Origin of the sequence: Streptococcus sp. ZY19097 (assembly GCF_040731245.1) — a bacterium.
Lineage (GTDB): Bacteria > Bacillota > Bacilli > Lactobacillales > Streptococcaceae > Streptococcus > Streptococcus orisratti.
Window position 1 is genome coordinate 1,502,933 of the sequence record NZ_CP160400.1, and the last position, 25,065, is coordinate 1,527,997.

Here is a 25,065-nt window from a genome sequence, read left to right on the forward strand (position 1 = left end):
ATTGAAAAGTTGCCTTTATAACCTTCTAGAGGTTAGTCGGTCAAATCTTGACCATTACTTGCGATGACCTTCTTGTACCAGAAGAAAGAATCTTTGCGGTAGCGTTTGAGAGTTTTCAAATCAAATTCATCACGATCAACATAGATGAAACCGTAACGCTTTTTAATACCTTCGTGAGTTGAAATGAGGTCAATAGCCGACCAAGGATTATATCCCAACATTTCTACACCATCTGAAATAGCTAATTGAATTTGCTCAATATGAGCACGAAGATAGTTGATACGGTATGTGTCATGTACCCTACCATCCTCAGTCAAACTGTCGTAAGCTCCAAGGCCGTTTTCAGTGACCAAAAGTGGCAAATGGTAACGGTCATAAAGCGTGCGCAATGTTGCTCGGAAACCAATTGGATCAATTTCCCAGCCAAATTCTGTTTTAGGAAGATTAGGATTTGATACTGCACGATAATAACCCGGCTCTGTTAACATTTTCTGTTGGTCGGATTTTTCATCGCCCAATTCAAATTCTGCAGGGCAATATTCTACTGTTGAGGTATTGTAGTAATTAAAAGCAATGAAATCAGGTTTGGCCTGAGCTAAGGCTTGAGCATCCCCAGGAGCAAATTCTGGTTGGGCATCAAAATGTCCCAGATATTCCCATACCAAATGATTGTAGCGTCCCTTGACAGCCATATCCAAATAGAGCCAGTTACGAATGGCATTGGCATTTTGCGATGCTAAAATATCTTCTGGTTTGTTAGTATTTGGATAAATAAGAGCAATATTTGGGGCGGGGCCAATTTTAGCTTCAGGAAGTAGCTCGTGGCAAAGTACCATAGCCTTAGCTTGCGCAACCAACTGATGATGGTTTTGCTGATAGATTTCTTTTTTGACATTGGTACAATTGTCTGGCAAATGTAGGGTTCCAATGATTGGACCAGCTAAGGTTAAAACATTTTGTTCATTGATGGTTAACCAATATTTTACACGGTCACCAAAGTTTTCGTACATGAGTCGGGCAAATTCAAGAAACCAATTGACCGACTCTGGGTTGCCCCAAGAACCGCGCTCATCAAGAGCAGCGGGCATATCAAAGTGGAACATGGTCACAATCGGCTCAATGCCATATTTCAAGCATTCATCAATGAGGTTGTTATAAAAAGCAATACCTTTGGGATTGACCTCACCAACGCCTTGCGGTAAAAGGCGAGACCAAGAGATTGAAAAGCGATATGACTTGAAGCCCATTTCCGCCATGAGAGCAATATCTTCTTTGTAACGATGATAATGATCCACAGATACCGATAAATCCGAAGTCCCCTCAGGAACAACCTTAACATCCTGACAAGATGGTCCTTTGCCATCTTCCAAAGCAGCTCCCTCTACCTGATAAGCTGATGTTGAAGCACCCCAGAAAAAGTTATCTGGAAATGGTTTAAGTGTTTTGTGATGCATATACTGTCACTCCTCCTATTGATTAAAGCACTTACATTATACCCTTTTCAAATTTAAAAATCTTATAATAGACTTGTTCGGTAACTCAAAGGTGGTATACTAAAGCTATGGAAACAACATACGAAAAAGCCTTAAAATTAAACTCAGAGAATTTCAAATTGTTGATAGGTGTTAAAAAAGCGACGTTTCAACTGATGCTTGATTGTCTCACTGACGCTTATCAAGAGCAACACCGGAAAGGAGGACGCCCACGCCGTCTAAGTATGGAAGAGCAGCTCATCATGACCTTGCGCTACTTACGCTATTACCCCACTCAACGCTTGTTGGCATTTGATTTTGGTGTAGGTGTGGCAACTGTCAATGAGACCATTACATGGGTAGAGGACACCCTTCGTTCTTCAGGTCTCTTTGATTTAGACCACTTGGAAGCACCTAGCGCCACTGTTGCCATTGATGTCACTGAAAGTCCTATTCAACGCCCTAAAAAAACCAAAGCAAGAATTATTCTGGTAAAAAGAAAAGACATACCATAAAAACTCAAATCATGCTTGATTTGACTAGCCATCGTGCTTGTCAATTGGCTTTTTCAGATGGCCATACGCATGATTTTACCCTTTTTAAGGAGAGTATTGGCTATAGTTTGCCCCAAAATACTCTTGTTTTCGTAGATTTAGGGTATTTAGGCATCTTGAAATTTCACGAAAATACCTTTATTCCTGCTAAGCGTTCTAAACATCACCTCTTAACCGAAGAGGATAGACGGTTGAATCGAGAGATAGCTAAAATGCGTATTGAAGTTGAGCACTTTAATGCCAAATTTAAAACCTTTCAAATCATGGCACAGACCTATCGTAATCGTAGAAAACGGTTTGAATTAAGAGCTGAGTTGATTTGTGGCATCATCAACCATGAGATGATGTAGTTACCGAACAAGTCTAATAAACTAAGATAATCTGATACTATGCTATGATATAAAAGTGATGGTTTGAAGAGTCATTTCAGGATAGAAAGTACTTAGCGTAAAAAAGCCCAACAACAGCCACCAATACACTCGCTAGTCCAATCCATATAAAAGTACTAAGTTGAACAGCATTTGGCAGTAATGTTACGATAAGTGTCCCAAGTGGAGTCAAACAAAGAGCCAAAGTGTAAATACTTGAAAAAACACGCCCCATATAAGCCTTATCTGTTCGAATTTGCACCTGACTAAAGAAATGAATATTAAAAATTGCCTCAAAAATCTTAACAATAACCTGACCACCATAACTCAACCAGACAGGAAGTCCAAATATGGCTGGTAAGGCCACCAAAATGATACCAGTATTACTCAACATCAACACCCAAAGCATAGTAGTCAAATTATTTTTAACAAAGCGTGATAAAGCTGAACCAATAAGAACTGATACTGCTGCTACTGATAAAAAAGTAGCATAAGCTCCCTTAGAAACAAGCATATCATCCATAAAAGGCAATAAGTAATCATACATCACAATAAAAAAATTAACAGCACTAGCCATTATCAAAAGAAAGAAAATGTCTTTGTGTTCGTAGATATAGCACATTCCCTCCCAGATATCCTTCAAAATAACACTTGGCTTAGTAGGAGACTTGGATAATGACCGAGCTTCTATCCTAATTCGACCAACTAAGAAAAAAGAAACGAAGAAAGTCAGACTATCTAGCAATAAGGTCAGTTGAAGACCTAGGTGTTGCAAAATTACAAATCCCAAAATGGGGGATGAAACCTTGATAACCTGTACTACTGTTGTCAAATTAGAATTGTAAGCCACCACTTCCTCTTTATTGACAATATCACGAATAAAAGCTTTATATGCTGATTGCGAGAAAACACCTGTGAAAGCTAACACAACATTAACTACAATTAAGCCATAAACCATAGCTGTTTTTTCTCCTAATAAAGCAACAACTAAACACATTGTCGCACTCAACAAATCTGTCAGCAGTAAAATCTTCCTTCTATCAAACCTATCAGCCAAGGCTCCCGCAAATGGTCCAACAAAAATTTGTACTATGAGCTCTGCCATCTTATAAATACCCAAAAAGGTCTGACCGACGGTTCCCATGGAAGCAATCCAAACGCTATTGCCATAATCATACATGATATCCCCTAACTTATTAACCGCTCGACTAACTAATAATTTCTTCCCATTAGCATTCATAACTATTATCCTTCCGTTTTTTTCAATTATACAGAAGAAATTCGAGGTAATAAAAAAATTCTCACATTTGAGAATTTTAATGAATGTGTCTGTCAAAATGTTTTTGGTAATAGGAGGCACTATCATGACATTCTAACATTTTAAATGTAGTAATTGCTTTCTTCATATCAGTAATTCCGCTATTATCTCCCAAAACATAGTGATAAAAACCTTTAGCGTAAAGGTAGTCTATCCGATTATTGACACCATGCTTTTTCTTAGAAAAAATAGTTTGTAGAGCTTGGTCAAATTCTGGAATTCTATCTAAGTCACCTCGCTCTGAGCAAATAATGATTGTATTTAGTAATGTCGCCTCAACTAACTGACGATATTGAGAAATCTCAGCATAAAACTCTTCCCTTGATAAAATCTCACGCACTCTTCTGCAAATCAAATCAGTAGGATAAAACTCCATAAGATTGCCGCTGAGAATCAACTCATCCATTCCCCAATGCTCAACTTGAAACAGGTAGTCTGAAACATAGTCTAAGTCAGACTGCTTCATTTTATAACTATCATCCAACTGACAAATCAAGCCTTTAAACATGATAGCGTTCAACCTTGGACGAGGATTCGACAAATCTTGTTTAGCTTTAATATTCTGATTTTCGATTAAGTTTTCTAAACCTTGAATGTCGGAATCATAATAGTATCTAGCCATACGAGACATCAAATCAGCCTGTTCAAAGCGCTGGTAGTCATTGACTCTATTCATAAACTCCGTCACGCTAACGTTGATAGACTTCAAAGCTGACAAGAATTTAGTTAAAGAGAGGTCTGACTCTCCACGCTCAAACTTAGACAGTTGGGCAACTGATACCGTGTCGTTAGCTACTTGTTTAAGGGTAAATTGTCGATTTGTTCGCAATTCTTTAAACATTTGTCCATAATACAGTTGTTTTTCCAAAATCATCTCTTTCATTAACTTATCTACACATAAGACAAAATAATCATCTTAGCCTTATAAATAATTACTTTTGCTATTATTTGTTCAACTCCAAAACAAAACCGTAGCTTGCTCTTTTAAAACCATAATTTTGATAAAATACATGCGCCTTCTGCCGTTCAACAGTCATGCCACTATTCAATGCCAAGGCAGATGCTCCCTCTAAGCTAGCTTGTTCCTTGACACTATCCATCAAGCACGAGGCAATCCCTCGATTTCGATAACTTTCACTAACCACCAAAGCAAGAATACGATAATAAAAGCCATCTCGCTCGAAGAAATACAATTTTGAAAAGCCAACAAAACCGACAACCGTTTCGTCAAGACTGGCAACCTTCAGCAAATAATTATTCTTCAGCAAATTTGCTAAGCGTCTTTCCAAAGTCTTTTTATCCGACGGATAACCCAACTCCTTAAATAGAGGGACTAAGGCCTCAACATCACAACTTCGATAATCTCGTATTTTTAACATATCTTCACTCCTTCAAAGCATCAAATTTTGCCTTCATAGTCGGATTTTTTCGAGTTAATTTTTTTATCGTCACGTCTTCAACCTTATTATTAGCTAGACGTAGATTATTTTCTGAAGATAGCAAGGCATCTTTTGTTTTTTGAAGATGGCTAATAGTTTTATCAATCTCATCAATAGCTGTTTTGAATTTTCGACTAGCCAGTTCGTAATTTCTTGCGAAAGCTGACTTGAAAGTTTCCAAATCTTCCTCAAAATGCGTGATGTCAATATTCTGTTCACGAACCAAAGCCAATTCCTGCTTGTACTTCAGCGAATTTAGCGCAGCATTTCGCAGAAGACCAATTAATTGGATGAAAAACTGAGGGCGCACAACATACATTTTTTCGTATTCATGGCTAACATCAACAATACCAGTATTAAAATAGTCATTGTCAGCTTCTAGCATTGATACCAAGACGGCATATTCGCATTTTTTCTCGCGGCGATCCTTATCAAGTTCCTTGTAAAAATCACTGTTTTTATGTTTCGTTTTTGTCATATCCGCTTCGTTCTTCATTTCAAACATGATAGATAGTATTTCAATACCATTTTCATCTTTCTCTCGGAAAATGAAGTCACCTTTGGATTTTGAAGCTTTAGAGACCTCGTTATCTTTACCAAAATAGGCATTTGGAAAGGCATAGGAACGTACCTTGTTAAATTCTGTCTCAGCATAGACTTCAAGGCTCTCACCAATAGCCTTAGTTGATTGCTGTGCCTTGAAATCCTTGTAGAAAGCCACTTGTTCATTAGCGGCCTTAAGCTGTGCTTCATAGTCATTACGTACTGAAGATAGCTGTAACTCAGTTTCTTTCTCTTGTAAAGCTAACTGAGTTTTAACCGCATCACGTTCTTTCTCAAGACTGGATAAAGTTTTTTGTAATTCATTTTCATGACTTAAAGCCTGTTTGTCAAGTTTAGCTTGTAAATACTGAACTTCCTTATCCTTATCAGACAATGCTTCTTGTAGTTTCAAAGCATTCTGATCAGATAATTTTTCTAATTCAGCCTTTAAGGTAGCAATCTGACTGTCCTTCTCAGCCAAGGCCTTTTGCTTGTCAAAATTCTGTACTTGTTTCAACTGCTCTAATTGTTGGCTTAAATCTCTAATTTCTTGATCTTTTTGACTAGCTTGAAGTTGTAAGTCATTTTTGGACTTCTCTGTCAACAAAGCCTTCTCTCTTTCCAAACGTTCATGAATTTCTTTTTCAAATTCATTGCCTCGAACCTGAGCCAAAAGCTGACTATACTCTGTTTCATTTATAGTAAATACCGTTCCACAGTGGGGACATTTAATTTCGTTCATTAGTTCACCTCAACCTTATACCCAATGAAAATCAAAATTAGACTAGTTGATGCAGATAGAACTGTCTCCATCAAACCAAGGAAACAACGTCTGAGTTTGATTTTCGAAGAGTATTAATAGTTCTATTATAACAAAAAGCACCTCATTTTTATGAAAAGAGGTGCTTTGAATAGGGTATTATATTCCAATTCTGGATTACAGAAATAATACCGATAAATACTTTGCTTTTATTTACGGAAAGCGTTTAAGATTGTCTTGAACTCTTCATTTGTAAGAGTAATCCCTTTCCCCATTTTAGTGTGATCTGGACTCCAAGAACGAATGTCCCACTTAGGCTCAGCGCCATTAAAGCTGACACGATTCAGCTCTTTAGTCCAACCCTTTTCATTTTCAGACAAAGTGAGTAAGTGTTCTTCAATATGAAATGTAAATTCTGACATAATATTTATTCCTCCTATCTTACTTATTCGCAAAAAATAAAAAAAATAACTTATTTAGCAAAATATTTTATTTTTCTCTAAAATAATGTATAATCATTGTATCAATTTTTTAGGAAAAAAACCATGATAAATTTTCTACGAAAAACGAAAAACTATTGGCAAGATTATCTAGATATTTCTAAAAAGTCAAATTCCATCAATCTCAAAGCCAATAAAATCATTACAACTATTCAAGAAGCACAGAGTAAAAATCTAGCACTGCATGCTATCTACAACAACACTAGCTTCACTGGTGATTTGGTAAGATATGATAAAGAGCAAGGTAAAATTATTCTCAAAAATTTTAAAAAGAATATTTCAACTATCATTCTTCTCGATGATATTGATAAACTTAGCCTAGTCCCCCCTACTATCCGTACATCACAGCTATCTACTCAAAAAAGAACAAGTTCGTTTTAAAGCGACTTGTTCTTTTTATCTCATTAAGCACGGACAGTACGGCTTGAACCATCATTTTGATAAAGATTGACAAGCCCTTCTTTGCAGGCTCGAATCATATCACCAGCTTTAACCTCCTGTGGAACAGTTATAGTTAATAATTCCATTGGATTTGGTGCACGATCAATTTTATTTCCATCTGCATCGTGAAGGTCTTGAATATGACACTCAAAATGACGGAATCCTGGTCCGTAGAATTCGACTGCATCACCTTCCATGATAACATTACGTTGGCGAATGGTTGCAGTCATATTTTTTTCATTGAAGGCGACAACTTCGCCAACAAATTTGTATTGTGGAATTTTACGACGAGCGCCGAAGAGTTGCTCGTTTTCTGTTGGGGTAGAGTAATAGAAGCCTGTTGCCAATTCACGTTGAGCAACCTTCCAAAGTTCATCAATCAAGTCGTCCTTGATGGCATAGAATTTCTCTGGGCTTTCCATGTAAGCATCAACAGCAGCTTTATAACAGTTAGTTACTGTTGAGACGTAGTGGATTGACTTCATGCGCCCTTCTATTTTAAGGCTATCAACACCATTTTCAATCATGTCAGGAATATTTTCAATCATGCACATATCGACAGCTGACATTGAGTATTCTTCTGGAATTTCACCGTGAAGGCTACGACGTTCTGTGCCAAATGGCATGTCGTAAAGGTTGTATTTCCAACGACAGGATTGTGAACATCCACCACGGTTAGCATCACGATGACTCATATGATTTGACAACACACAACGTCCTGAATAAGAGATACACATTGCCCCATGAACAAAAGCTTCAATTTCAACATCGGTATGTTTACGAATTTCAGCAAGTTCTGCCATTGATACCTCACGCGCCAAAACAACACGTGTTAAGCCTAGCTCTTTCCAAAATTCAAATGTTTCATAATTAGTTGATGAAGCCTGGGTTGATAAATGGATTTCAAGACCTGGTGCTTCTGTTGCGCAAATGACGATGAGAGCAGGATCAGATACAATAACAGCATCAAGTCCCATGTCACGCAATTCACGGAACCAAGTACCTGCACCTAGTTCATTACCTTCGTGAGTAACCATGTTGGCGGCAACATAGACCTTAGCACCTGCAGCATGGGCATAGTCAATTCCCTCTTTCATTTCTTCCATTGAGAAATTCCCTGCACGACTACGAAGTCCATAAGCCTGACCTCCAACGAAAACTGCATCCGCACCATAATCAATAGCGACTTTTAATTTTTCAAGTGTTCCAGCAGGTGACAAAACCTCTGGACGTTTCAACGTTTTAGACATATTATTTATTCTCCAATTTTCAAGATTGTAAGAAAAGCTCGGAAGATATGATTCAGCAGTAAAATAAACATTTAACACACTCAATCATTCCCTGAGATTATAAAGTTCTGACGAAGATTAGCAATGCCCTGAAATTAGAAACTCTCTCATTACTAATCAATTAGGGGTTACTTAACCGTTTTAGGATCAAATTCATAGAAACCTGTGTCAAGACCGCGACCTGCTGGATGGAACTTACGTAGTTCTTCATCAAAGACAAAGGCTTGATCTTGTGAAAACTCACCTGCTTCAAGCAAGTCACGTGCCTTGATAAACAGCTTAGCTATTTCCACAAAATGTTGACCTGGACAGTAAATGCCATCCAATTTCCAGTGAGTAAAGTTGTGCTCAGTCAACTCTATCAGTTTGGTCATCATATCAATATCATTATTGATAAAAATATGGGTGCCATGTTTATCTTCGTAAATTGAGTAATGACTTTCTGGGTCATTTGGCTCAGCTAAGAAGAGGCCCCGCTCACGTGTCTTTTCATCATCAATATGCGTGAAATTATAGTAATTCTGTAGCAACGGGCGTTTTGAGTGGTGAATAACTGAAGCACCGTAAACCAAAATTTCCGCTGGAAAATCCAGATTTTCAGAGAGTTTGAATAGCTCTTCTGATGGAATTTCACGCGCTAGCACTGTTTCAACAGCTCCGTGTTCGCCCCAAAAATTCACCTGACGGCTTGATGTCACAAAGACAGAAGTGTCATAAATGAGTTTGAAATTGTAGCCATCACGTTTGTTCACATAAAAGACACCTGCATCACCAACAACAAGATAATCGACCTTGATCTCCTTCATTAAATCAAGGAATGGTTTAATATTATCCATCATGTCTTGGTGCATAAGAGCGTTGCAGGCAACTGTCAATTCCTTACCTGCGCCATGAACCAACTCTGCTATTTCCCGCAACTCATCAAAAGTGAAATTATGAGGAAGACGCAAACCATAGTTTTCTTCACCAACATAAATACGATCAACTCCCGCCGCTAAGAGCTCTTTGACCTGCTCAATCGACTCAACTGTCGCCGTAATAATAATTTTTTCCATAACTTAATTATTATAACAAATTTTTTGATAGGACGAGGAGATTTTTGAACGAGATTGTTAAATTTTTATGTCATGGGTTTATTGATTTGGTTTATTGATTTGTCCTCAAAAAGAAAGAATTTTTAAAAATAGGTGACAAATTGATGCTTTTATGATATGATGATGGAGAATTCTAAAAGGAGAGGACTATGTCAGCACCATTAAAACAACCACAGCAGTTTGATAATGAAAAGCATTCAGAGACAGTTAGTCCTAAATTCCATGAATTCCAAGAGGCTGACAATGATAGTATTAAACTACGCGAACTACTCTTTTTTACTCGAATCGCTTGTTTTGCCATTCTGACGGTAATATTTGCTTTCTTACTACTTACCATCAACCTCTCATCACTATGGGCTTTCACTTTAGCCATTTTGTTGAGTCTTGTGGTCACCTCAGTTGTGTCATCTGTTATTTCATCATTAAAACACTAGGTCTGGTCTTAAAACTAGACTTTTTTAATAAATCAAAGAGAGGCTGGAATCATATACCTAGCCTCTCTTTTTACCAAACTCTTTTAGATGCTGTTTCTATTTTCGTTCCTCAAGCTTGTTCTTTTCTTGTTGAATTGATTAATTATGTTGACGAAGTTCTTCAAGTCTTTCTTGAAAAATGGCTGGCGCTTCTGCCGTGAATGTCATAACCTCCCCCGTCCTTGGATGGGTAAACCCAAGAGTCCGAGCATGAAGAAACTGCCCTTGGCCCTTGAGTGTTTTTCGAGGTCCGTATAGAGGGTCTCCTGCAACAGGATGTCCGATATAGGCCATATGTACACGAATTTGATGGGTTCGACCCGTTTCTAGGGTAAGTTCGACCAATGTATAATTTCCAAAGCGCTCCAACACTTGAAAACGTGTCACTGCTTCCTTGCCCTTGGCTGTTACTGCCTGTTTTTTACGATCTTTTTCACTACGACCTATAGGAGCTTCAATCATTCCCCGATCATTTGGCAAATTCCCATGAACGATGGCAAGATATTTCCTCAAAGACTTTTTATCCTTGAGTTCTTCTGCCAGAGCCTTGTGGGAAATATCATTTTTGGCAATCATCAAAAGTCCAGAAGTATCTTTATCAATTCGGTGAACAATTCCTGGACGCACAACTCCGTTGATTGTGGATAAATCTTTGATATGATACATTAAAGCATTAACCAAAGTACCTGAGGTATGTCCTGCAGATGGATGGACAACCATACCTTGTGGTTTATTGATAACTGCTACATCTTCGTCTTCATAGATAATATCAAGTGGAATATCTTCTGCCTCATAATCCAGAGTCTCATCTTCTGGAATTTCGTAAGTAATAACATCTCCAACTTTAACAGCATATTTGGCTTTAGCAGCTTTGCCATTGACCAAAACGGTGCCTTTTTTTATCTCTTCATTTGCCTGAGACCTTGACAAGGTTGTCAAATCAGCTAGGGCTTTGTCAAGACGATTCCCACTGTCCTTAATGATTAACTCCATTTTCCTCCTCTTTCCATAAAGCAATGAAAAGTATCACTACTCCAACTGATAGATAGGCATCTGCTAGATTAAAGATTGCAAAATCCATAAAATCCAGATGCACCATATCCACAACATAACCCAGCCGTAAGCGGTCAATAAAATTTCCTAAGCCACCAGATATGATAAGCAAGAGACCAAAGAGAAGCCAGAAACTCCCCTTGATATGCTTGACAAAGTAATAAACTGCAAAACCAACCACGATAAAAGTGATGATGGCAAACAGCCACTGCTGATCTTGGAGCATTGAAAAAGCCGCACCATTATTCTGAAGATAAGTAAGACTGAAAATCCCTGGTAAAAATGGACGGACTTCGCCAAGTGAAATATTCTTAACAATCCAATACTTGCTAAACTGATCAAGTACAACAAGTAGGAGACCAGCAAGCGGGAAATAAATTTTTCTCATTTCGTTTTCAATCACTTTCTAATCCGACTCTTGAACATTTTGTGGGTTATATTTAGCAAAATAATTTGTCATGACCGTTATAAATTTAAGTGCACTAGCTGTCAAGTTTTTATCATGACGTTTGATATAAACCATCTTATTATCCAAATCATCTGCTAATGGAATAACTGTAATACCATTAACACTTCGACTATCTAGAAATCCTGACCCCGTTGCATAGGCATCTGTTCTCTCTAAAATACCATTTAAAGTCGCCCTGTCAGTAACATTGAAAATTCGAGGGCTTTCTGTGGTATCTACAAGATTTTCAGAATAGTACAGATACTCGTCCTTTTCCTGTGTAAAACGAACCGTTGGGTATCCTAAAAGATCAGACATTACTAAACTCTCTTTTTTTGCCAAAGGATGCTGCTGTCCAAGGTAGATATGAGTTTGAAACGGAATAAGTTCGACGTATTCTAAATCTAACTTCTCCATCCGCTGTAGGAGACCTTTACGGTTTTGATTGTTGAGATAAATAATTCCCAGTTCACTATCCCCTTGAGCCACCTCATCTAAAATACGAATCGTTGTTGATTCAAAAATCCGAAAATTTTTCTCCTCTGGATAAACTTTTGAAAATGCTGTAATAAGCGGAGGTAAAAAATCATAATGTTGACTAGCTACTGAAAATTCCTTATTTTCAGCTTGGTACTGGGAGAACTGTCGTTCAAAAGAATCAAACCCCTTAACCACCTCCAAAGCCTTTTCATAAAAGGCCATTCCCTGAGAAGTCAAGACAGTTCCAGTCGTTGTTCGTGTAAAAATCAAAAAACCAAGTTCTTTCTCTAACTCTCGCACGGCTACTGATAAACTCGGTTGGCTAACAAACAACTTGGACGCTGCTTCTCGAAAAGTTCCACTATTTGCAATAGCCACCACATAACGCAATTGTTGAATATTCATTATTTACCCTTTTCTAGAAAACTCAATTAGCTATATTATACCAAAAATCAACTAATGACGCTAATAAGATTAACTTTTTCAACAATCACTTAGATGCCAAATTAAAAAGATGATAAAATTTCAGTGTCATTTATAATTGATATTTCATATCTAATGTACTATACTAATAGTATAAGATATTTTAAAAAATCTATTTCCTTGTCAATGCTAATTATCTATAAATAATATTTTGAAAGGAGAGTTAACATGAATCATGTCAGGGAATTTCGTATAGCTCTGGGCTTATCACAACTCGCCCTTTCTAAAAAGATTGGCGTGGCTAGGCAAACTGTAAATCTCATTGAAAACGACAAATATAATCCCTCTCTTGATCTCTGCATCAAGTTAGCAGAAACTTTAGAAACTGATCTCAACAGCCTCTTTTGGAACTCGCGAAAAGAAAACAAAAATAAGGAAGATGACATATCATGACAAAATGTTTTAAATGGCTTTATGCAATTGACGACTTTTCTACTGAACAATCCTCCTGCCTCAATCGCTTTTATCGAAATTTAAAGATAGGAATTGCATTCTGGCTAGTACTTCTATTCATAGGAACACTCATGGCTTCAATTCAGAATACTTTCGACATTTCTCTTATTTATATACCAGCTGTTATTTATTTATACTTTACTTATCTCATTGTTGTGATTTCTTCTTCCCAAATTTTTGAAAAAGCTAACCTGCACAGTTATTTTACCAAAGAGGATTTTAAACGGAAAGATAATCGAAAAGTCAAACGTTTTGTTCTTTTTTATTTCATCAGTCTGAGTATCGTCCTAACAATCTTAGTCCTATTCCAAAATCAAGTCAGTCTCTTACTTGGTATTAAAGATTTTCAATTAAAACCTTTTAGCTTTTTCTCCAGCTTCTCACTTGGTTTGTATCTATCTCTTATCAGCTGGCTACAATACAAGGGAAGATATCAAAAATTTTCAAAAGAGGAGAAAGAAGATGACTTTAAAGGATAAATTTTATAGTCTTTCTATAAAACGTGCAGCATATTGGCAATATCACTTAAATAGAGTTAGCAAATGGGTAATTCCACTATTTTTTCTTGTTCTTCTACTTGGCTACATTCTAGCTCAATACACAAAGCTGCTAACCGTCACTTCTGCATATTTGATAATTGGTTTAGATATCCTAGTTGCATTAATTTATGGTTTAGTTAGCTTATACTTAGACTTATGGGTTAAACACCATCATTTTGATAACAAAGAAGGAAGGCGTAAATCGTGAAGAAAAAATCTTTCTGGACGATTCTAATCAAACATTTTTATGGTATTTCTGGTGAACTTGATGAATATCGTGAACAACATGTCAATCGTTTGGGGAATCGGCTATTTCTCCTTGTCTGGTGGTACGTTTTCATTCAAACTTTTATAGCATTTTGTTTTATATTAAGTTATCCTCAATTCGTGGCCTGGGCACTTTTAGGAACGAACTTCTTTGTCTTTATTTTTGTCATTCCGCTTTATGTTCTGAGTCAAACTGATGGTTTTCACCTTCTTGAATGTGGTGACGATGACTATGAAAAACTTATCCAAAAAATGACAAAACGTGCCAGAGTCCAAGCAATCATCTATGGTCCTCTTATGCACCTTATTTCTTCTTTCTTGGACTATCTCCAAAACGGCGGGAACTTTTGGAGAATACTTTTTCACCCATATCACTTTTTAATATGGTTTGGAGCCGGCGTTTTGATGAGTTACACATTTCTGGCTATTGCCAAGGGAAACATTACTAAGATTGAGTGAGAAAGCTATCTGATTTACAGTCCTCAAAAATCAGACTTAGATATTATTGACTTAAGTTGATGATTTTTATTGAATGTTAGAAGTATTTTTCTTTGACAGTAAACATTAAATGTTAAAAAATAGGCTATTCAAGCCTATTTTTTGTCGAGTCTACTTTTTAAATCTGTGAGAGAAATTTTGGGTGTTTCTAATCTTTTAAACTTAAAATGCCCTGTAAACGTATCAAAGAGGAGGCGTATTGACTTACTCATTAAATTCTTTTTCCTATCATCCACTGAGCGAAAATTCCCTATGGCGTTTAAAAATTTGCTTGCTGAGTTCAAGTTAAGTCCACTGACATCATTTAAGCTAGTGATGCCACTTCCAATTAAGGTATCAAACAGTGTATCAAAAAGCAGTTTCAATTCTTGACTACTCAATTCATCTGTCCATTGTTTGAAAGTTTGTTGCAAATTCAAGCTAAGCTCCGTTGGTTTTTCAGCAAGAACATAGTTACCAGTAAGTTCATCGACCTGCCAATTCGTAGCTGCATGTTGAAAAACACCGAAAGAATTACTAGCAACTATCTCTTGAGGAACATCAATTTCAAGCATCACACCAACAATAGATTCTTCAGGCCGAATCCCCTTAATCCGGCTGCGAATCGCTTGATAACTTTGCGATTTTAAAACGGAAGTTTGTAGCCCTGGAGCATCTAGCATGTAAACACATGTAATCTTTTCTTGAAATTCTAAAGGAAGGTGACTTGTCGCATAAACCGCAAGATTTCCTCCTTTCGAATGACCAGAAACCACAACCTGCCCCTCGTGAGTGCTAAGATAGTTTTTGAGATAGGCGATGGCGGAGCGATGTGCAGGAATTTCTCTCATGTATGTTAACTTAAAATCTTCTTTCCAGCCCACCATACTATCATCAGTCCCACGAAAAACTATCTGGGTGTGATTAATTTCAGGTAGCCTGAAAACCATAGCCGCAAATTGCTTTTCAAGTGCTTCATCAATTTCATTGACATAATTGGATAAACATAATCCCTCAAAACGCTTTGAAGAAATCATGAGTTTGATCAAATCAACCCGATCTTTTGTCAGAAGAAAATCATAAGGAATTTCCTGACCTTGCTCCTCATAACGTAACAACACATCATGAAGCGCCAGCTCTTTAGATAAATCAAAATCACCAGCTAGTACTTCTCCAAAAGTTATATATCCAATCTCATTAAGACAAAGTATATCCGCATCGGTTAAAGGCATTTTTGAAAAAGGAACATCCTTATTTCGGTTTAAAAAGTCAATTATCGTAGCCATCTGTCACCTCATTTAGTATCGTTTTCATTTTACAAACAATTTACCTATTCGTCAAGAAAACTTCTATCAACCTAACCTTTTTCTTTATTAAAAAGTTTAGGTTCATCAATAAATTCATTACTAACATTTGTGTAACTTCCTTTTAGCGTTTTAAAAGATATACTGCATACTATCCAACCTCCCTATCTAATCGTGCTATCATATCATTGTAACGACGTTCGCTAGCTTCCCAGCCATCACGTTCAATCGTCCAAGTTTGCTGTACCTCTTGCTTTTTTGGTTTTGCCCAAATCCAGTTAAATAGTTTTTTCATTTTTATGCTCCAATCTTATCTAGTTCCAGTTCATCAATGGTGATACTTGCTGCTGCTTTACGGATTGCTTCCTCAATCTTGATAGCTTCAATCATTTCAAGCAGCGTCTCCTTCTTAACTTTGTATCGATTACGACTCTTCCACTTCACAAAAAGTGCAAAGCCCTTGTAATCAATGAAGACGATTTTGTGTGTTGGGTTATTGACGAATATTTTGAAATCTGGATGATTTCTCATTTCCGCTACCCACGCTTTTGCAGTTGTTTCTGTCAGCCCCTCCCAGCGTTGACAGAGGTGTGCATAATCACCGTGGGTGGCTTTGTCATTTGCACCAACACCCTTGTAGATAATTTCTGTTTTTGGCATAGCAATTCATTCCTTTCTGTGATATAATTTTGTTAGTTATTTTAGTAAGAGCCTGATTGCCGTCAGGCTTTTTTCTACCATTTGTCAAGCCTATCAAGGTTTTAGAGAAAAAATAATTTTCATACAGTCATCAAAATAGGGAAGTGACCTTACTTTACACTAAAGATTTACATAAAAAGTGTATACAAAACCAACACCTTATTTTGTGATTTTTGAAATAAGGTGTTACAATAATATGGCATAAACAGTTTTACCGATTTTGGGTAGAAGTATAATCGTAAAGCTTATTATGCGTAATGAGGTAATACATTGTCCGAATGAGACGGTGTATGGAGGCAATCGTGTGTGGCTTGGTTGAAGTCGTTTGCGATTGCCTTTTTCGTTTCTCATAAAAGTCTGCAATATGGCAAGGATTGGTGTGACTAGCTGAAGCGATATTGTGAATGCATTTGAACAGAATCTTTCTAGCGTAGGGGTTGCCACGCTTGGTAATGTGTTCCTTAGCGATGAAGTTTCCAGATTCATAGTGTCTCAGGTCAATACCGATAAAGGCATTGATTTGATTGGCAGACTGAAAACGGCGAATATCTCCCAGTTCACCAATAATACTTGTTGCAGTCGTCTCAGCGATACCAGGAATAGAAAGCAGAATGTCATACTCTGGTAAAGGTTGAGCTAGTTCCACCATTTCGTCTAAGATTGCTTGTCTCTGTTCAGAAAGTCTAAGCAATTCTTTTGCATAGTAACGGACCTCTTCCATGATTGGAGAGGTTTTCTTGACGGCACAATAAGATTGATTAGCTAGTGCTGTCAGCTTCTCTGCTAAGTAGGCCACACGCTCGTCAGAAATCCGTTTTGAAGTGGACAGACGGATGCTCTTTGAGAGTTCATCCTTGCTTAACTCAAGCACGAAGTCCTTGCAAGGAAACGCAGTAACTAAGTTCCAGTATTGTTCCCCAGTTGGTGTTGACAAGATAGTTTCCAATTCAGGAAAAGTGACCTGTAAGACCTTGTGCAGACGGTTTTTAGCTCGAACGATGTCCTCAGTTAAGTTCTGATAGAACCGACTTGAATCTCGCAGATCTTGATAGACTTCTTCTTGGACATAGGTCGGTTTACGATTCAGCACAAATTGAGATTGAGCCAGTTTTTCAGCGTCAATTTGATCGGTTTTCCGTACACGCAAGCTATCCAGTTGCTTCTTAGCTTCTAAGGGATTAAGTCGTGTATAAGCGTAGCCATGTTCATCCAGAAAAGCTTGAAGACGACGAGAATAGACACCTGTTGCTTCAAAGATGATTTCTGGCTTGTGGACGGTTTTCAAATCGCCAAGTAGCCGAGCAAAGCCAATGGCATCATTGGGCATGGTATAGCCATGAACCTTCTCGCCGTTGACTAGAATGGCCACTTCTGAACTTACCTTACTCACATCAATCCCGAAAACTGCACGCATGATACTACCTCTTTGTCTTGAATGATTCCTTGTTTTAGAGATGTCATTTTCAATACTCGACGTCTAGCGTCCCACATACTTTGATAACATTCTTCCTAAAACAGGTGTCTTACCAGTTTTTGTTACGACGTCCAGCGTCAAAAGAGTTCTCGACTTAACAAGACACTTCTACTTTATCATCTTGAGAATGAAAAAAGTAGTGAGTACTCTCTCCCGTCGGAGATTTCCTCACTACTAATCTTAGTATGTTTTTGTGTCTCAGACTAGCAGGTATAGCCCTAGCAAGGATTTAACTAATGTCTAAATTACTAATGGTATCGTTAGAAACGTATAAAATTTATAGGAGATTTTCTAAATCGTTGCAGTTTTTTTGAGGAAGTACCTTGCTAGAGCCGTAGCTGCTAGTCTAAGTGGTTGATAATAATTAATTTACCGAGAATAAACTTGTCTGTCTGTTAGCGTTAAAAATTTCATCTTTCAGCTCGCTATCAATCATCCAGTTTTGGATAAAGATGACGGCTTTTTTGAAATCTTTAGCAGGTAACTCTTTACGACGAACGCCGAATGCTTTGCGAATATCTTTGTTAATTGCTGAATAGGCTTTGCCTCTGATATGATTATCACGATAAGCAGCGCTTTTCTTACCTTCCAAAAATCCAATAATTTTCTTGTTGACTTCTTCGGTCAATTTCGTTTCTTGGACAGCATTTACGCGCATAGTATCTTCAAGGTTTGTGATCCGTTCTTCATGATTTTCGATAGTGTCAGGCATTTTACGCATGACCCCAATTTCACTGACTTGGTTTTTGTGGTCTTTGCTTTGACCGATAATGTCATTTGTCATAAGATTTCCCCTTCTAAAATGTCATCTTCGTTAAGTAAGTTATCAACTTCACGCGCTAGGCTGTTGAGCATTGTAGAAAATGTCTCTAACTCGTTTTTAATTTGGTAGTTGGATAAAGCTGGCTTAATATCCACATAGACCAGACCACCAAAATTCGATAAAAACTGATTGCCTTTTTTTAAAAAACTAAGAATATCCTTATAAGCGCTGATTGACTTTTGATACTCATCAAGCTGGCCTTGTGACTGCTCAATGGCGCGTGTCAATTCGTCATATTTTGCGGACTTCTCGTCAACCTCTGCTCGTTTTGCGTAGAGGTCTTTTAATTGCTTTTCAACAAAATCATTGCGACTTTTAACATCATCATATTGTCGTTGCAAGTCTTTGTTTTTGTCTAAAAGCGTGTTGTTAAGCTGTTTAGTTGCCTTGTAATCATCTGGAATGACTTCCTTGATGACCTCTTTTTCAATGGTCTTTGGTTCGGCTGTCGCCAATGCCTGCTCCGCCAAGCGTTCATTCTGCGCTTTCAGACGTTCGTTGTCCGCCTTGGCTTGGTTTAGCTGGCGCTTCACTTCCTGCAACTCACGGACACTGGGTGTCTCCCCCTGCTCAATGCGCGACAGTTGCTTTTCCTGTTCCTCATCTGGAAGTGTAGCGATGAGATAGAGAGCTGATGTTCCTAAATCTCTCAACGTTGAGAGATTTGGCAACTCTTTTGCTATTCTCATCATTTTGTTTGCTTCAGGATAATTAAGCCCGATTTTTTCAATCCATTCAGTAAACTGCCCGTGCGCCAAATCATGTTCTTTGACATGGTTCAAGCGTCTGCCAATCTCCCAAATAGACAGACCTGCTATTTGCTTATGATGAGTGATTTCCAGTTCAATCTGAGACAGATTATCTGATAATGTTAGTTCATTCATTGCTGCCCTCCTTTCTAAATTCATCTAGACTGACACCTAAAGCGTCAGCAATTTTGACGACATCGTCAAATTTTAGTGATTTTTTTCGTCCTTTTTTTAAATCAATCAAACTATTTTTATTGATACCTGCAAGAGTAGCAAGCTTGTTCTTAGTCATACCTTTTTCTTTTAGCAGTTTTTCAATTTTTTCCCACATAAGACCCTCCGAGTACAATATATAGTATTTAAAAAAGTTATCCACAACTAGATATTGATTTTTCAACAATATCCTGATATAATTTACCTATGACAAATCGATTAAATTAAGACCTCTTAACTCCTTATGAAAATCGTTAGTCAAATAAGTTAGAAAGGAGAATCTTTATGTATTTTGTTATTAAAAAATCTATCGACGGACAATACTATTTCACAATTGTCGGTTCAAATCATGAAACTGTCGCAACTAGCGAGACTTACTAATCAAAATATTCTGCCGAAAAAACAATCAATTCAATCAAAAATAGTATCAACCCAAATTCTATTGTTATCGACTTAACTTAACCGATTAGCGATAGATAGTAATTGAGCAGAAATTTCAACAATTTCATCTTTGTCAACCTTTTGGGTTGACTTTTTTTGTCCGCTATACGGATATCGTTTTGGTTTCATGTTGCTCCTTTTTAGCTTTGCTGATTGATTTGATATAATATAAATAAAAACGTGAGGTAAACTAATGGCACCACAAATTGAAACTACTCCATTCTGGCTAACACTTGATTTCTGGAATTTTGTCATTGCTGTTTTAGCGCTTCTAGCAGCCTTTTATAGTATTTGGTACACAAGACAGCGAGATAAGACAACTCTTGAAATCGTTGATACTTGGTATGAAATACCAGAAGGTAATCCATTTTTTGTAGGCTTTACAATTTTCAATAATTCATCTACAGCAGTTAGATTGACAAATATGGAACTGCTAAATCTAAACGGTACCCCTGCCAAAATCATCAAAGACTATGAATACAAAAATCCAGATGAAGACACTTTTTTGTCTTCTGCAGCGTTTTTTAATCCAGACTATGATCCAGAGCCATTTGACAGAGACGAGATTATCCCTGCCAATGAAGACACTTCTTTCAGGTATTACCTCAACCCATTCTCTCCTGAGATGAAAATTAGAGTTACTGCCGACCGTCCAATTCACAGATGGTCGAAAACTAAAACTTTCCTAGTCCATTTTGTTAAGTCGGATTAGAATTGTAATATTCAAAATCATATGTGCAATTAGTAAAATAAATGTTGCTAGTTGCATTTTCTACCATTTGTCAAGCCTATCAAGGTTTTAGAGAAAAAATAATTTTCATACAGTCATCAAAATAGGGAAGTGACCTTACTTTACACTAAAGATTTACATAAAAAGTGTATACAAAATCAACACCTTATTTTGTGATTTTTGAAATAAGGTGTTACAATAATATGGCATAAACAGTTTTACCGATTTTGGGTTAAAGTGTAATCGTAAAGTTTGTTATGCATAATGAGGTAATACATTGTCCGGATGAGACGATGTATGGAGGCAATCGTGTGTGGCTTGGTTGAAGTCGTTTGCGATTGCCTTTTTCGTTTCTCATAAAAGTCTGCAATATGGCAAGGATTGGTGTGACTAGCTGAAGCGATATTGTGAATGCATTTGAACAGAATCTTTCTAGCGTAGGGGTTGCCACGCTTGGTAATGTGTTCCTTAGCGATGAAGTTTCCAGATTCATAGTGTCTCAGGTCAATACCGATAAAGGCATTGATTTGATTGGCAGACTGAAAACGGCGAATATCTCCCAGTTCACCAATAATACTTGTTGCAGTCGTCTCAGCGATACCAGGAATAGAAAGCAGAATGTCATACTCTGGTAAAGGTTGAGCTAGTTCCACCATTTCGTCTAAGATTGCTTGTCTCTGTTCAGAAAGTCTAAGCAATTCTTTTGCATAGTAACGGACCTCTTCCATGATTGGAGAGGTTTTCTTGACGGCACAATAAGATTGATTAGCTAGTGCTGTCAGCTTCTCTGCTAAGTAGGCCACACGCTCGTCAGAAATCCGTTTTGAAGTGGACAGACGGATGCTCTTTGAGAGTTCATCCTTGCTTAACTCAAGCACGAAGTCCTTGCAAGGAAACGCAGTAACTAAGTTCCAGTATTGTTCCCCAGTTGGTGTTGACAAGATAGTTTCCAATTCAGGAAAAGTGACCTGTAAGACCTTGTGCAGACGGTTTTTAGCTCGAACGATGTCCTCAGTTAAGTTCTGATAGAACCGACTTGAATCTCGCAGATCTTGATAGACTTCTTCTTGGACATAGGTCGGTTTACGATTCAATACAAACTGAGACTGAGCCAGTTTTTCGGCGTCAATTTGATCTGTTTTTCGCACACGCAAGCTATCCAGTTGCTTCTTGGCTTCTAAGGGATTGAGTCGCGTATAAGCGTAGCTATGTTCATCCAGAAAAGCTTGAAGACGACGAGAATAGACGCCTGTTGCTTCAAAGATGATTTCTGGCTTGTGGACGGTTTTCAAATCGCCAAGTAGCCGAGCAAAGCCAATGGCATCATTGGGCATGGTATAGCCATGAACCTTCTCGCCGTTGACTAGAATGGCCACTTCTGAACTTACTTTACTCACATCAATCCCAAAAACTGCACGCATGATATTACCTCTTTGTCTTGAATGATTCCTTGTTTTAGAGATGTCATTTTCAATACTCGACGTCTAGCGTCCCACATACTTTGATAACATTCTTTCTAAAACAGGTGTCTTGCCAGTTTTTGTTGCGACGTCTAGCGTCAAAAAGCCCCACGACTTAACAAGACACCTCTACTTTATCATCTTGAGAATGAAAAAAGTAGTGAGTACTCTCTCCCGTCGGAGATTTCCTCACTACTAATCTTAGTATGTTTTTGTTCCTCCTTCCTAGGTCCTCAAGAACTAGACGCTTAGTCTTGATGACAACTTCTTCAATACGAGCACGTTTTAAATCTTCACTGATAAAATAATCAACGATAGCACTACGGCTCATTCCTGTGCCAATTGATAAGCTATCTACCTCGTCGTAGTTCTCACGACTAATGACCACTGTGGGACGGTTATTCCCTTTCTGCCCTGTACTTGGGCGACCGTATCTTTGTTTTGACATGTTAATTCCTTCCTAGTTCGGTTAGTTTTATCTCACATTGAGATATTATGTTTTAAAAAAATAATTCAGCTTCCGAGATACCGAATTTTTTTTGAGATGATTGCCATTTCATAGTCTTTAAAAGGCTGTAACCCATCTTCTTTCTCTGAATAACCTTTGCGATTTTTTAAGCCAATCAAATCCGCCATATACATCTCTGTATATTCACGTTTTAATCGTTCCTCTCGAAGTCGCTTCTTAGGTTCTAAAAATTGCTCGCGCAATCTTTGTTTTTTTTGTCAATACCCCTCACCCCTTTCTAAATTTGGTATAATATAATAAAAACGATTGGAGAATAAATCTCATGGATAAAAAAATTTGTTTTGTGGTATGCCCAATCGGGGCAGATAACTCTGAAACACGCAAACGTTCTGATGTTGTGTTGAAACACATTATCAAGCCTGTTTGCGAAAAGAACGGCTATGAAGTTATCCGAGTCGACCAATTAAAAACAGTGGATCGAATCGATCATACAATCATCGAATACTTAGAAACTGCCGAACTAGTTATTGCAGATATGACTGATCACAACGCAAAGCTTTTTACGAATTTGGATATAGACAAGCTACAAACCTTCCTCTTATACCGATTATCGAAGAAGGGGAAAGTATCCCATTTGATGTAGCAACCTTGAGGACGATAAAATACGTCACTAATGATTTAGATAAAGTCGAGACTATAAAAGAACGACTAGCTGAGACTGTCGAGCTATTATCGAACGAAGAGCTTACTCCTGCTACTCGTATCGAAAAAATATTGACGCAAACGCTATACTTTCTCTACATAGTAAATTGGATGAAATAACTGACCTAATCAACAAAAACAATGTTGAAACGATAAGTTACATAGTTGACCAAATTACTAAACATTCCAAGAGTACCAATACCACAGAAGATAAAATAATGGAGTTACTTCTACCAGAATTTTTGAAAAATCCCGATAAGATGATAGAACTATCCCAGAGATTTTCTAAGAATGATTAGGTTTTTCCAAACGGTTTAGCCGTTCCTCGAGACCTTTGATGTAGCCTCTTAAAAATGAAATAGAGGCTACATTTTCTTTAATAATCTGTTCAAGTTTTTCAATTCTTTCCTCGTGATTCATTTTCTTTTCTCCTTCATCCACTTCACAATCTGCCGTAGCACAAACGACAGGACCAACAAACCAGCTAACCAATAGATCATTGCTTTTCCTCCTGTTTTATTAGGTCATTTCCCTGACCTTGATTAAACCATATCTCACTTTGAGATATTTGTCAACAACTTCTTTATCTCTTTCTGAGATTTTTTATTTACTTTTTTATATCTTCGTTGTATAATGAAGAAAAAGGAGGATGTTACATGAAAAATATTCTCGGTAATGCAATTAAAGATTTGCGAAAGAGCAAAAAGTTAACGCAAAAACAATTATCCGAATTAACAGGTTATAAACAGAATACAATTTCTAATCACGAAAATGGAAATAGGCAGTTAGATGAAAATGATATTCGTGTATATGCCAAAGCGTTGGATGTGTCACCTCAAACGTTATTTGACAAAACAAATCCGCGCCCCACTTCTTCCATCCCCTTCTCCAACTTCGACCCACGGCAAGCTATTCTGCTATCTAACTACGACAAGCTCAACGACACACGCAAGAATAAGCTCCTAGCGACCTCTGAGACGCTCCTAGCCGAGGAGCAAGGGAAAATCATTGACATCACCGAAAAACGGGCAGAATACGACGCTAGAAAGCGTATCAGCCTATCTGTACCAGGTAAAGTCTCCGCAGGTACAGGCTACTGGCAAGAAGACGACTATGACACTATGGTCAGTTTTTACGCAGATGATATTCCAGACGAAAAAGACTACGACACGGTTGCTATTGTTGTTGGGCATTCAATGGAACCCAAAATCAAAAACGGTGACTTCCTCTTTATCAAACTTAAAAACCAAGTTGACCTAAACAAAATCGGCATCTTCCAAATTGACGGAGAAAACTACGTCAAAAAACTAAAAAGCGACCACCTAGAATCGCTTAACAAAGACTATGACGATATCCAAATCACAGAAGGCATGCGAACCATCGGTGAAGTCGTGGATATTTATAGAGAAAAATAAAATCGTAGTATAGTATCAGTTTCCTACTAGTTTTAGACGGTTAGAAACGAATAGAAAAGAATAAAATAAATCTAAAGTAGAAAAATATCATTTTTTGGTTGACAAACTTCTGCTATTCCTTTATCATAAAATTAT

Annotated in this window: 31 protein-coding genes and 2 pseudogenes; 11 read left to right on the top strand and 22 right to left on the bottom strand. The window is 37.5% G+C overall.

The window, feature by feature from the left end; all coding sequences use genetic code 11:
• Positions 1-32 precede the first annotated feature (32 nt).
• Positions 33-1,454, bottom strand: coding sequence for a glycoside hydrolase family 1 protein (locus ABZ559_RS07630; protein WP_018376364.1), 1,422 nt, complete (start codon positions 1,452-1,454; stop codon positions 33-35).
• Between the two features lie 107 nt (positions 1,455-1,561).
• On the opposite strand from ABZ559_RS07630, the pseudogene ABZ559_RS07635 reads away from it, so the two are divergent.
• Positions 1,562-2,376, top strand: a pseudogene (locus tag ABZ559_RS07635) (IS5 family transposase).
• 76 nt (positions 2,377-2,452) lie between these two features.
• Here ABZ559_RS07635 and ABZ559_RS07640 read toward each other — a convergent pair.
• The 5 genes from ABZ559_RS07640 to ABZ559_RS07660 all read right to left on the bottom strand — a co-directional run bounded on the left by ABZ559_RS07640 (position 2,453) and on the right by ABZ559_RS07660 (position 6,876).
• A complete protein-coding gene (locus ABZ559_RS07640; RefSeq protein WP_367005795.1) occupies positions 2,453-3,634 on the bottom strand; it encodes an MFS transporter in 1,182 nt (393 codons plus the stop codon).
• A gap of 76 nt (positions 3,635-3,710) precedes the next feature.
• Positions 3,711-4,586: a helix-turn-helix domain-containing protein gene (locus ABZ559_RS07645; RefSeq protein ID WP_367007645.1), complete on the bottom strand. Its 876-nt coding sequence runs from the start codon at positions 4,584-4,586 to the stop codon at positions 3,711-3,713.
• Between the two features lie 70 nt (positions 4,587-4,656).
• Positions 4,657-5,091: a GNAT family N-acetyltransferase gene (locus tag ABZ559_RS07650; protein ID WP_367005796.1), complete on the bottom strand. Its 435-nt coding sequence runs from the start codon at positions 5,089-5,091 to the stop codon at positions 4,657-4,659.
• 4 nt (positions 5,092-5,095) lie between these two features.
• Positions 5,096-6,436, bottom strand: coding sequence for a DUF2130 domain-containing protein (locus tag ABZ559_RS07655; RefSeq protein ID WP_367005798.1), 1,341 nt, complete (start codon positions 6,434-6,436; stop codon positions 5,096-5,098).
• A 227-nt stretch (positions 6,437-6,663) separates the two neighbouring features.
• A complete protein-coding gene (locus ABZ559_RS07660) occupies positions 6,664-6,876 on the bottom strand; it encodes a YdbC family protein (RefSeq protein WP_018376701.1) in 213 nt (70 codons plus the stop codon).
• A gap of 123 nt (positions 6,877-6,999) precedes the next feature.
• Here ABZ559_RS07660 and ABZ559_RS07665 point away from each other — a divergent pair, with 123 nt between their 5' ends.
• Positions 7,000-7,335, top strand: coding sequence for a hypothetical protein (locus tag ABZ559_RS07665; RefSeq protein ID WP_367005800.1), 336 nt, complete (start codon positions 7,000-7,002; stop codon positions 7,333-7,335).
• Between the two features lie 23 nt (positions 7,336-7,358).
• On the opposite strand, the gene ABZ559_RS07670 is transcribed toward ABZ559_RS07665, so the two are convergent.
• Positions 7,359-8,645 carry a U32 family peptidase gene (locus tag ABZ559_RS07670; protein ID WP_018376699.1) on the bottom strand — a complete coding sequence of 429 codons (1,287 nt, stop codon included), beginning with the start codon at positions 8,643-8,645 and terminating at the stop codon, positions 7,359-7,361.
• A gap of 167 nt (positions 8,646-8,812) precedes the next feature.
• Positions 8,813-9,739 carry a peptidase U32 family protein gene (locus ABZ559_RS07675; RefSeq protein ID WP_367005803.1) on the bottom strand — a complete coding sequence of 309 codons (927 nt, stop codon included), beginning with the start codon at positions 9,737-9,739 and terminating at the stop codon, positions 8,813-8,815.
• A 188-nt stretch (positions 9,740-9,927) separates the two neighbouring features.
• On the opposite strand from ABZ559_RS07675, the gene ABZ559_RS07680 reads away from it, so the two are divergent.
• A complete protein-coding gene (locus tag ABZ559_RS07680) occupies positions 9,928-10,212 on the top strand; it encodes a DUF3270 family protein (RefSeq protein ID WP_367005805.1) in 285 nt (94 codons plus the stop codon).
• 138 nt (positions 10,213-10,350) lie between these two features.
• On the opposite strand, the gene ABZ559_RS07685 is transcribed toward ABZ559_RS07680, so the two are convergent.
• From ABZ559_RS07685 to ABZ559_RS07695, 3 genes are read right to left on the bottom strand one after another with little or no spacing between them, the layout of a single operon-like run.
• Entirely contained in the window at positions 10,351-11,244 is an 894-nt protein-coding gene (locus tag ABZ559_RS07685; protein WP_367005808.1) for an RluA family pseudouridine synthase, read from the bottom strand.
• Entirely contained in the window at positions 11,228-11,692 is a 465-nt protein-coding gene (gene lspA, locus ABZ559_RS07690) for a signal peptidase II (protein ID WP_026217229.1), read from the bottom strand. The genes ABZ559_RS07685 and lspA overlap by 17 nt, the downstream gene beginning before the upstream one ends.
• An 18-nt stretch (positions 11,693-11,710) precedes the next feature.
• Positions 11,711-12,637, bottom strand: a complete 927-nt coding sequence (locus ABZ559_RS07695) for a LysR family transcriptional regulator (protein WP_018376723.1) — start codon at positions 12,635-12,637, stop codon at positions 11,711-11,713.
• Positions 12,638-12,883: 246 nt separating this feature from the next.
• Between ABZ559_RS07695 and ABZ559_RS07700 the strand changes: the two genes are divergently transcribed.
• From ABZ559_RS07700 to ABZ559_RS07715, 4 genes are read left to right on the top strand one after another with little or no spacing between them, the layout of a single operon-like run.
• Positions 12,884-13,108 (top strand): helix-turn-helix transcriptional regulator, encoded by a 225-nt coding sequence (locus ABZ559_RS07700; RefSeq protein WP_273414520.1) that lies wholly within the window; start codon positions 12,884-12,886, stop codon positions 13,106-13,108.
• Complete coding sequence (locus ABZ559_RS07705; protein ID WP_273414519.1) at positions 13,105-13,647, top strand: hypothetical protein; 543 nt, start codon at positions 13,105-13,107, stop codon at positions 13,645-13,647. The genes ABZ559_RS07700 and ABZ559_RS07705 overlap by 4 nt, the downstream gene beginning before the upstream one ends.
• Positions 13,631-13,915, top strand: coding sequence for a hypothetical protein (locus tag ABZ559_RS07710; protein WP_317335166.1), 285 nt, complete (start codon positions 13,631-13,633; stop codon positions 13,913-13,915). Before ABZ559_RS07705 ends, ABZ559_RS07710 begins: the two co-directional genes overlap by 17 nt.
• Entirely contained in the window at positions 13,912-14,433 is a 522-nt protein-coding gene (locus ABZ559_RS07715) for a DUF3278 domain-containing protein (RefSeq protein WP_367005813.1), read from the top strand. The genes ABZ559_RS07710 and ABZ559_RS07715 overlap by 4 nt, the downstream gene beginning before the upstream one ends.
• A gap of 134 nt (positions 14,434-14,567) precedes the next feature.
• Here ABZ559_RS07715 and ABZ559_RS07720 read toward each other — a convergent pair whose 3' ends face one another.
• The 7 genes from ABZ559_RS07720 to ABZ559_RS07750 form a co-directional block, all read right to left on the bottom strand.
• Positions 14,568-15,683, bottom strand: coding sequence for an Mbeg1-like protein (locus ABZ559_RS07720; protein ID WP_367005815.1), 1,116 nt, complete (start codon positions 15,681-15,683; stop codon positions 14,568-14,570).
• Positions 15,684-15,906: 223 nt separating this feature from the next.
• Complete coding sequence (locus ABZ559_RS07725) at positions 15,907-16,050, bottom strand: hypothetical protein (protein ID WP_367005817.1); 144 nt, start codon at positions 16,048-16,050, stop codon at positions 15,907-15,909.
• Positions 16,051-16,052: 2 nt separating this feature from the next.
• Entirely contained in the window at positions 16,053-16,415 is a 363-nt protein-coding gene (locus tag ABZ559_RS07730) for an excisionase (protein ID WP_367005819.1), read from the bottom strand.
• Between the two features lie 250 nt (positions 16,416-16,665).
• Entirely contained in the window at positions 16,666-17,868 is a 1,203-nt protein-coding gene (locus ABZ559_RS07735; protein ID WP_367005822.1) for an IS110 family transposase, read from the bottom strand.
• 424 nt (positions 17,869-18,292) lie between these two features.
• Positions 18,293-18,712: an ORF6C domain-containing protein gene (locus ABZ559_RS07740; RefSeq protein WP_367005825.1), complete on the bottom strand. Its 420-nt coding sequence runs from the start codon at positions 18,710-18,712 to the stop codon at positions 18,293-18,295.
• On the bottom strand, positions 18,709-19,635 hold the full coding sequence (locus ABZ559_RS07745; protein ID WP_367005827.1) for a DUF3102 domain-containing protein: 927 nt from the start codon (positions 19,633-19,635) through the stop codon (positions 18,709-18,711). The genes ABZ559_RS07740 and ABZ559_RS07745 overlap by 4 nt, the downstream gene beginning before the upstream one ends.
• Entirely contained in the window at positions 19,628-19,831 is a 204-nt protein-coding gene (locus tag ABZ559_RS07750; RefSeq protein ID WP_367005830.1) for a helix-turn-helix transcriptional regulator, read from the bottom strand. The genes ABZ559_RS07745 and ABZ559_RS07750 overlap by 8 nt, the downstream gene beginning before the upstream one ends.
• Positions 19,832-19,998: 167 nt before the next feature.
• Here ABZ559_RS07750 and ABZ559_RS07755 point away from each other — a divergent pair.
• A pseudogene (locus ABZ559_RS07755) lies at positions 19,999-20,175 on the top strand (DUF1508 domain-containing protein).
• A gap of 172 nt (positions 20,176-20,347) precedes the next feature.
• The gene (locus tag ABZ559_RS07760) at positions 20,348-20,866 is read left to right on the top strand and encodes a hypothetical protein (protein WP_367005833.1); all 519 of its coding nucleotides are present in this window, start codon (positions 20,348-20,350) and stop codon (positions 20,864-20,866) included.
• Positions 20,867-21,102: 236 nt separating this feature from the next.
• On the opposite strand, the gene ABZ559_RS07765 is transcribed toward ABZ559_RS07760, so the two are convergent.
• From ABZ559_RS07765 to ABZ559_RS07775, 3 genes are all read right to left on the bottom strand, one after another.
• A complete protein-coding gene (locus tag ABZ559_RS07765) occupies positions 21,103-22,305 on the bottom strand; it encodes an IS110 family transposase (RefSeq protein WP_367005835.1) in 1,203 nt (400 codons plus the stop codon).
• A gap of 154 nt (positions 22,306-22,459) precedes the next feature.
• Positions 22,460-22,792, bottom strand: coding sequence for a hypothetical protein (locus tag ABZ559_RS07770; protein WP_367005837.1), 333 nt, complete (start codon positions 22,790-22,792; stop codon positions 22,460-22,462).
• 65 nt (positions 22,793-22,857) lie between these two features.
• The gene (locus ABZ559_RS07775) at positions 22,858-23,055 is read right to left on the bottom strand and encodes an XRE family transcriptional regulator (protein ID WP_367005839.1); all 198 of its coding nucleotides are present in this window, start codon (positions 23,053-23,055) and stop codon (positions 22,858-22,860) included.
• Between the two features lie 80 nt (positions 23,056-23,135).
• On the opposite strand from ABZ559_RS07775, the gene ABZ559_RS07780 reads away from it, so the two are divergent.
• Positions 23,136-23,456, top strand: coding sequence for a hypothetical protein (locus ABZ559_RS07780; protein ID WP_367005842.1), 321 nt, complete (start codon positions 23,136-23,138; stop codon positions 23,454-23,456).
• A 344-nt stretch (positions 23,457-23,800) separates the two neighbouring features.
• Here the strand turns inward: ABZ559_RS07780 and ABZ559_RS07785 are convergent, their stop codons facing one another.
• Complete coding sequence (locus ABZ559_RS07785; protein WP_367005845.1) at positions 23,801-24,007, bottom strand: hypothetical protein; 207 nt, start codon at positions 24,005-24,007, stop codon at positions 23,801-23,803.
• Positions 24,008-24,171: 164 nt separating this feature from the next.
• Between ABZ559_RS07785 and ABZ559_RS07790 the strand changes: the two genes are divergently transcribed.
• Positions 24,172-24,930, top strand: a complete 759-nt coding sequence (locus ABZ559_RS07790) for an XRE family transcriptional regulator (protein ID WP_367005848.1) — start codon at positions 24,172-24,174, stop codon at positions 24,928-24,930.
• Positions 24,931-25,065 lie beyond the last annotated feature (135 nt).